The 6,975-nt window shown below is 67.0% G+C and carries 9 protein-coding genes; 5 read left to right on the top strand and 4 right to left on the bottom strand.

Annotation, left to right across the window (positions count from 1 at the left end; all coding sequences use genetic code 11):
- Positions 1-254 (bottom strand): hypothetical protein (locus BHE01S_RS38840; RefSeq protein WP_218000442.1); only part of this gene is annotated, 254 nt, incomplete at its 3' end.
- A gap of 529 nt (positions 255-783) precedes the next feature.
- On the opposite strand from BHE01S_RS38840, the gene BHE01S_RS35590 reads away from it, so the two are divergent.
- Entirely contained in the window at positions 784-2,187 is a 1,404-nt protein-coding gene (locus BHE01S_RS35590; RefSeq protein ID WP_042273147.1) for an NCS2 family permease, read from the top strand.
- A 121-nt stretch (positions 2,188-2,308) separates the two neighbouring features.
- On the opposite strand, the gene BHE01S_RS35585 is transcribed toward BHE01S_RS35590, so the two are convergent.
- Positions 2,309-2,713: a hypothetical protein gene (locus tag BHE01S_RS35585; RefSeq protein ID WP_042273143.1), complete on the bottom strand. Its 405-nt coding sequence runs from the start codon at positions 2,711-2,713 to the stop codon at positions 2,309-2,311.
- A 135-nt stretch (positions 2,714-2,848) separates the two neighbouring features.
- Here BHE01S_RS35585 and BHE01S_RS37535 point away from each other — a divergent pair, with 135 nt between their 5' ends.
- Genes BHE01S_RS37535 through BHE01S_RS35575 form a run of 3 tightly spaced genes read left to right on the top strand, consistent with a single transcriptional unit; the run spans position 2,849 to position 4,427 of the window.
- Positions 2,849-3,313: an ArsR/SmtB family transcription factor gene (locus tag BHE01S_RS37535; protein ID WP_084069618.1), complete on the top strand. Its 465-nt coding sequence runs from the start codon at positions 2,849-2,851 to the stop codon at positions 3,311-3,313.
- Positions 3,314-3,321: 8 nt separating this feature from the next.
- On the top strand, positions 3,322-3,651 hold the full coding sequence (locus tag BHE01S_RS35580; protein WP_322787358.1) for an SRPBCC family protein: 330 nt from the start codon (positions 3,322-3,324) through the stop codon (positions 3,649-3,651).
- 35 nt (positions 3,652-3,686) lie between these two features.
- Positions 3,687-4,427, top strand: a complete 741-nt coding sequence (locus BHE01S_RS35575; RefSeq protein WP_042273140.1) for a DUF899 domain-containing protein — start codon at positions 3,687-3,689, stop codon at positions 4,425-4,427.
- Between the two features lie 87 nt (positions 4,428-4,514).
- Here BHE01S_RS35575 and BHE01S_RS35570 read toward each other — a convergent pair whose 3' ends face one another.
- Positions 4,515-4,697 carry a hypothetical protein gene (locus tag BHE01S_RS35570; RefSeq protein ID WP_042273138.1) on the bottom strand — a complete coding sequence of 61 codons (183 nt, stop codon included), beginning with the start codon at positions 4,695-4,697 and terminating at the stop codon, positions 4,515-4,517.
- Positions 4,698-4,804: 107 nt separating this feature from the next.
- Positions 4,805-5,719, bottom strand: coding sequence for an NAD-dependent epimerase/dehydratase family protein (locus BHE01S_RS35565; protein ID WP_042273136.1), 915 nt, complete (start codon positions 5,717-5,719; stop codon positions 4,805-4,807).
- 115 nt (positions 5,720-5,834) lie between these two features.
- Between BHE01S_RS35565 and BHE01S_RS35560 the strand changes: the two genes are divergently transcribed.
- Entirely contained in the window at positions 5,835-6,767 is a 933-nt protein-coding gene (locus BHE01S_RS35560; RefSeq protein ID WP_042273135.1) for a LysR family transcriptional regulator, read from the top strand.
- The last annotated feature ends 208 nt before the right edge of the window (positions 6,768-6,975 follow it).

The following is a 6,975-nucleotide window of genomic DNA, read 5'->3' as shown; positions in this document are numbered from 1 at the left end:
GGCGCGGGCCGCGGCTTCCTCGGCGCCGGCTTCGCTGTGCTCTCCGCCTCAGGCTCGCTTGCCACCTCGGGCGCGGACGCGGCTTCTGGCTCGCTCGCAGCCGGCTCGGGCTCCGCGGCCACGGGCGCTTCGGGTTCGGGCGGCGGGGCCGGCCGGAACAGGCTGCAGCCCGACAGCGTGAGCAGCATCAGCAGCGTCAGGGCGTACGGAAAGTGAAAAACAGGACGTGCGGAACGCAGGATGCCGCGTCTCATCTACTGAAACTCCTTGGAGCGGCCGGCGCGACGCGCGCGGCAGGGGGAAACCGGGTCGGGATGCGTGAGTGTAACCCGCGCACCGGACCGATCTGCTTAATGGCGGCGTGGGTGACCGGCGTGGGCGACCGGCGTGGCTCCGGCGCCGCAAGCGCCGCGCCGGTCGGCAGGATGCCGCTCGAGCCGCGACGACGACGTTTGATCATACGAAACGGGCCTCGTTCCGCGCGCAAACGGCCCCTACGCGCCCAGGTGTAAACGCGGGGACGGCCCGCGCCCCGTGCCCTGTGCACGGGCATATAAGCATCGCGGCATGAACGCAATGCGGCGCGTGCGATGGGAGCGCAAATCGTGTTCGCCTAACCTTCGCTCCATCCATAAAGAGATGTCAAAACGATGAGCGCCGGGAAGTGGAAGAAGGCGCCGGCAACGCGTCGACACGACTAATTCAATTCGAGACGAACCTGATGACGGATCGGGCTGGTGAGCCGTGAACCGTTTCAGCATGCTGATAAAGGAGGCACTCACCATGATCGAACCCCACGCGCAGCCGCTCACCGGCGCGACCGCCGCCGAAGTCGAGTCCCCGGATGCATTGGGCCCGGCCTCGGGATTCATCGACCGTTATTTCGACGTTGCCGCGCGCGGCAGCTCGCTGCGTCAGGAGGCGATTGCGGGCGTCACGACCTTCCTCGCAATGGTCTATTCCGTGTTCGTCGTGCCGGGCATGCTCGGCAAGGCGGGCTTCGACACCAGCGCCGTGTTCGTGGCCGTGTGCCTGACCACGGCATTCGGCTCGCTGCTCATGGGCCTGTGGGCGCGCCTGCCGATCGCCATCGGCTGCGCCATTTCGCTCACGGCGTTCACCGCTTTCGGCCTCGTGCTCGGCAAGGGCCTGAAGCCTGAAGTGGCGCTCGGCGCGGTGTTCCTCATGGGCCTCGTGTTCACGGGTATTTCGGTGACGGGCGTGCGCTCGTGGATCCTGCGCAACCTGCCGCACGGCATCGCGCATGGGACGGGCATCGGCATCGGCCTTTTTCTGCTGCTTATCGCCGCCAATGACGTGGGCCTCGTCGTCAAGAATCCGGGCGCGGGCCTGCCGGTTTCGCTCGGCCATATCACCTCGCTGCCCGTGATCCTTTCCGTGGTCGGCCTCGCCGCGATCTTCGGCCTCGTGCGCCGCCGCGTGCCGGGCTCGATCCTGATCGTGATCGTCGCGATCTCCGCGCTCGGTCTCGCCATCGATCCGGCGGTGAGCTTCCATGGCGTGTTCGCGTGGCCTTCGCTTTCGGCGCCGGGCCATGCCTCGCTGATCGGCGCGATGGATATCAAGGGCGCGCTCTCGCTGGCCGTGCTGCCGAGCGTGCTGGCGCTCGTGATGACGGCCGTGTTCGACGCCACCGGCACGATCCGCGCCGTGGCGGGGCAGGCGGGTCAGCTCGACGCGAACGGGCGCATCGTCAACGGCGGGCGGGCGCTCACGGCCGACTCGGTCAGCTCGATCTTCTCGGGCTTTCTCGGCGGCGCGCCGGCGGCGGCCTATATCGAATCGACGGTGGGCGTGGCGGCGGGTGCGAAGACGGGTCTTGCCGCCGCCACGGTGGGCGTGCTGTTCCTCGCGGTGATGTTCTTCGCGCCGCTCGCGGGCCTCGTACCCTCGTATGCGACGGCGCCCGCGCTGATGTACGTCGGCCTCATGATGCTGTCGAGCGTGAGCCGCCTCGACATGGCCGATATGGTCGACGCGATGTCGGGCCTCGTGTGCGCCGTGTTCATCGTGCTCACGGCGAACATCGTCACGGGGATCATGCTGGGCTTCTGCACGCTCGTGATCGGCCGCGTGGTGAGCGGCGAGATCCGCAAGCTGAACGTGGGCACGGTGGTGATCGCCGGCGTGCTGGCCGCGTTCTATCTCGGCGGCTGGGCCATCTGATACGCCGGACGGCCCGGTCATTCGCCCGGCGGCGATGGCGGCACGCCCGGGCGGCTGCACGGCCCGCGTCGCTTCACGGCGGCGCGGGCCGTGTGGCTTGTGCGCGCCGCCCCCTGTTGCATTACTCCGGCAGCACGCTGTTGCGCCCCTTGCCCGATTTGGCCGATTTGCGCGGCTTGCGTGGCTTGGGCTCCACGCCGATGCGCGGGTCTCGCGCGAGCACGAGTGCGCTCAACTGCGCGGCCGTCTCTTCGAACGCCGCATCGGCTTGCGGCACATAGAGCCATTTGCCGAGCACAGGGTGCGCGCGCAACGCCGGCATCGCATCGATGAGCGACGCATGGTTCTCCCGCGACGTGCAGACCAGCACGCCGTTGAACGGCGGGTCGCGGTCGGCGGCCACGAGGCACAGCAGGCCGTCCAGATACGCGGCGTCGCAGCCGAACATGGGTTTGCAGAGGTATCCGGGCTCGCGCTCGAAGGCGTCGAAGATCCAGAGCAGCGAATTGCGGATTTTGGACGGCATGGTGTGACGTGGCTGAAATAGCGCGGCGCGCGGAAATCGCCATTCTAGTGGCGGCGATGCCTCCCTGCGCGCCGCCGCTGGCGAATGACTCACCCATTGCTTGACATCGCCGGCTCGTCGCCTATGCTAAACCACATGGTTAAGTATGAAGACGATGCCCTCGACCGCACCTTCGCGGCGCTCGCCGATCCCACGCGGCGCGCGCTGCTCGCACGCCTCGCCCAGCATGACGAACTCTCGGTGAGCGCGCTCGCGCAGCCGTTCGCGATGTCGCTGCCCGCGGTCATGAAGCATCTGGACGTTCTCGCTCAGGCGGGCCTCGTCACGCGCGCGAAAACCGGCCGCACCGTGGCGTGCCGGCTCGCTGCGGGGCCGATGGAGGACGCGATGCAGTGGCTCGCGCACTATCAGCGCTTCTGGAGCGAGACGCTCGACCGGCTCGCTGCTTTCGTGGAGGAAGACGCATGGCTGTCCAGCCCGCATCCGGACCCCAACCCGGCCCCGGCGCTGCCCAACACGCTCCCAGCCTCACCATCCGGCGGCGCCTCAACGCCACGGCCGCGAAGGTCTACGCCGCGTGGACGCAGCCGTCGCAATTGATGCGCTGGATGCAGCCGCTCGACACCATCTGCATTCACGCTGAAGCGGACGTGCGCGTGGGAGGGCGCTTTCGCGTGATCCTGCGCGCCGCGAACGGCGAGGATCACGACGTGAGCGGCACGTATCTCGAAGTCGTGCCCGACGAAAAGCTCGTATTCACGTGGGCGTGGCGCAGCACGCCGGAGCGCGAGTCGCTCGTCACGGTGACGCTGCGCGCCGACGGGCCTGCCACCGGCCTCACGCTCGTGCACGAACGCTTCTTCGACGAAGCGGCGCGCGACTCGCACAACGAGGGCTGGACGAGTTCGATCGACAAACTGGTGGCGCTGTTCGACTGAACGGCGCTCGTTCAAGTGGAAGGAGGAACCGGAAGATGGAATCGCACAGGATCGTTTCGCAGACCGAATGGCTTGAGGCCCGCAAGGCGCTTCTCGCCGAAGAGCGCGCATTCACGCACGCACGGGACGCGCTGGTGGCGAAGCGCCGGGCGCTGCCCTGGGTGAGGGTCGACAAGACCTATACGTTCGAGACAGCGCAAGGCCCGCGCACGCTTGCCGAGCTATTCGGGCCGCGCAGCCAGCTGATCATCTATCACTTCATGCTCGGACCGGATTGGGAAGAGGGTTGCCCGGGCTGCTCGTTCCTGTCCGACCACGTGGACGGCATGCTGCCGCATCTGGAGCATCACGACGTGACTTACGTGGCCGTTTCTCGCGCGCCGCTCGCGAAGATCGAGGCGTTCAAAAAGCGCATGGGCTGGCGTTTTCCGTGGGTGTCGTCGAATGGGAGCGACTTCAACTTCGACTATCACGTGTCGTTCGGCGAAGCCGACAAGGCGCGCGGCAAGGCGATCTACAACTACGCCGAGCAGGACTACATGAGCGACGAGCTGCCCGGCGTCAGCGCGTTTTATCGCGAAGAAGCGGGCAACGTGTACCACACGTATTCGGCGTACGCGCGCGGCGCCGAGATGCTGATCGGCACGTACGCGATGCTGGAGCTGACCGCAAACGGACGCAACGAAGAGAAGGACATGCGCGAGTGGATGCGCCACCACGATCGCTACGAAGAGGCACCCGCGCCGTCTTCGTGCTGTGCGCACGAGAAACCGTAGGCGCGTTGGGCGGACCGTTGTTCGCGCAAGGAAAGAAGGTTGCGCCGGCCGCGAAAGAATCGTAAAAAAAGCGGTGCAAAAAGCGCGCTACAGCGACATGTCGAACGCGGGGCGCAGCAGCACTTCGATCGCCATCACGATGAGTCCCATCGCGGCGGCGGCGAGCGTCAGCGTGCCATATTCGTCGTAGCGCGCGTCGTAAAGGCACGCGACGACGAACAGAATGGCGAGCAGATTGGTCAGCCAGTCGAAGTTCAGCGCGAGGAGCATCGGCGTATCGGAGCCGGCGCATGACGTGCGCCGGCGGGTAGTGCAAACCGCCCGGATTCTAGCGGATCGACCTTACGGATACGCAACAGTTACGTACGCTACAACACTTATTTTTGCGCGCCCGGCACTTTTGGCATGTCTGCGCGGATCCAGTCCGTGACCGAGGTGCGCTGCGGCTGCCAGCCGAGCAGCGTGCGTGCGCGCTCGCCGCGCACGCGGCTGTTCGAGCCGAGGCCGTACGATGCCATTTCGTAACCCCATTCCTCGATCGCGGCTTCGAGCGGCCAGTCCTGCGGCGCGCCGAGCCCCATCACTTCTGCGAGCGCCTCGGTCATGTCGCGGAAATTCGCTTCGCCGCTTTCGACAAAGTAGAACGTGCCCGCCGGCGTGTTGTCGAGCGCGAGGCGATAGAGTTCGGCCACGTCGTCGACATGCACGTTCGACCAGATGTTCAGCCCGCGCCCGACGTGCCGCATCACGCCGCTCTTCTGTGCCTGGCGGATGAGCCGAGGCAGCTGCACGCTCGCGGCTCCCGGCACCGCGCCCACGCCATAGATCAGCGTGTTGCAGAGCACGGCGCTCTTCACGCCGCGCGCCGCGGCCGCGAGCACGAGAGTGTCGATGGCCACGCGCGGCGCCTTGTCGGCGGTCGGTTCGGGCAGGGCGTCTTCGTGATAGATGCGCCCGGTCGCCTCGCCGCCCGATGCGTCGCCGACGATGCTCGAGCCGCTCGTGTGCAGCAGCGTCTTGCCGGAGCCTTCGAGCGCGTCGACGAGCGCTTCGACGGCGCCGCGATGGTCGCTGCTGGCCGCGTTGATCACCGCGTCGGCGGCCCGCGCTTCTCGCATCAGCGTCGCGCGGTCGTCGAGATCGCCCTGCACGGGCGTGATGCCGAGCTTTTCGAGGTCGGCGAACTGCTCGGGCCGGCGCACGAGGCCGCGCACCTCATGTCCCGCGCGCGCGAGATGCGCGGCGATCGTGCCGCCGATAAATCCGCCTGCGCCTGTCACGAAGACTTTCATGAATGACTCCTGGTCCTGTCTGGATTGCGATGGCAGCCAGTATCGGGGTATCCGGGTTTTGCAAAAACCGTGTTAGTCTCAAATGAATATTGACTGCGGATCAAAAATAGCCACGATGAAGACGTCGACCGACGAACTGCTCGTATTCGTCACCGTGATCGATGCGGGGTCGATCACCGCCGCGGCTGAGAAGCTCGAGCAGACCGTCTCGGGCGTGAGCCGCGCGCTCACGCGGCTCGAAAAGCAGCTGGGCGTCGCGCTGATCCTGCGCACCACGCGGCGCCTGCAGCTCACGGAAGAGGGCGAACTGTTCCTCGATCGCGCCCGCGCCATACTCGCGGCGCTGGCCGATGCCGAGGAGGCCGTCACGCGCCACCGCGAGCGTCCCTCCGGGCGGTTGCGCGTGGATGCGGCCACGCCGTTCATGCTTCACTGCATCGTGCCGCACGTCGCGGCGTTCGCCGACGCATACCCCGAGATCGAACTCGAGCTCACGAACAACGAGCGCATCGTCGATTTGCTGGAGCAGCGCGTGGATATCGCCATTCGCATCGGCACGCTGCAGGACTCCACGCTGCACGCGCGCTCGCTCGGTACGAGCCGTTTGCGCATTGTCGCGAGTCCCGGCTATCTCGCGGCGCACGGCACGCCGCGCAGCGTGGCCGCGCTGCGCGAACATCGGCTGATCGGTTTTACGGCGCCCGCGCATCTCAATGGCTGGCCGCTGCGTGCGGCTGGCGGCGATGGAGCGCGCGCGGCCGTGAAGGCCCAGGAGAGCGAGCCCGGCTACACGATCGCACCCGCGCTATCGGCGTCGAGCGGCGAGACGATACGCCAGCTCGCGCTCGCAGGTAGCGGTATTGCGTGCCTGTCCGACTTCCTCACCACGGCCGACCGCGAGGCGGGCCGCCTCGTCACCGTGCTCGACGACGCGTTGATCGAATCGCGCCAGCCGATCCACGCCGTCTACTACCGCAGCGCGGCGCTCGCCGCGCGCGTGCAATGCTTTCTCGCGTTTATTGGGGGCAGGCTGCAATTCGACGCGTGACGGGCGCTTGCGGCACCCTCGTGGATAGTCCCAGGCTACAGGCGCCGCAAAGGGGAGTTGTATAGACAGGCGCGCCAGGCTAGACTTCGGCCACTTTCGCGACTTGTATAGACAGGATTCGACCATGCTCCCGACTCTCCGCCTTACGCCCGGCCATCTGACCCTGCCCCAACTGCGCCAGATCGCGCGCGAGGCAGTGCGGCTCGAG

This window comes from Paraburkholderia heleia NBRC 101817, from assembly GCF_000739775.1.
In the GTDB taxonomy this organism is placed as follows: domain Bacteria; phylum Pseudomonadota; class Gammaproteobacteria; order Burkholderiales; family Burkholderiaceae; genus Paraburkholderia; species Paraburkholderia heleia.
Note: the sequence above shows the minus strand (reverse complement) of the source record. Positions and strands in the feature narration are given on the sequence as shown.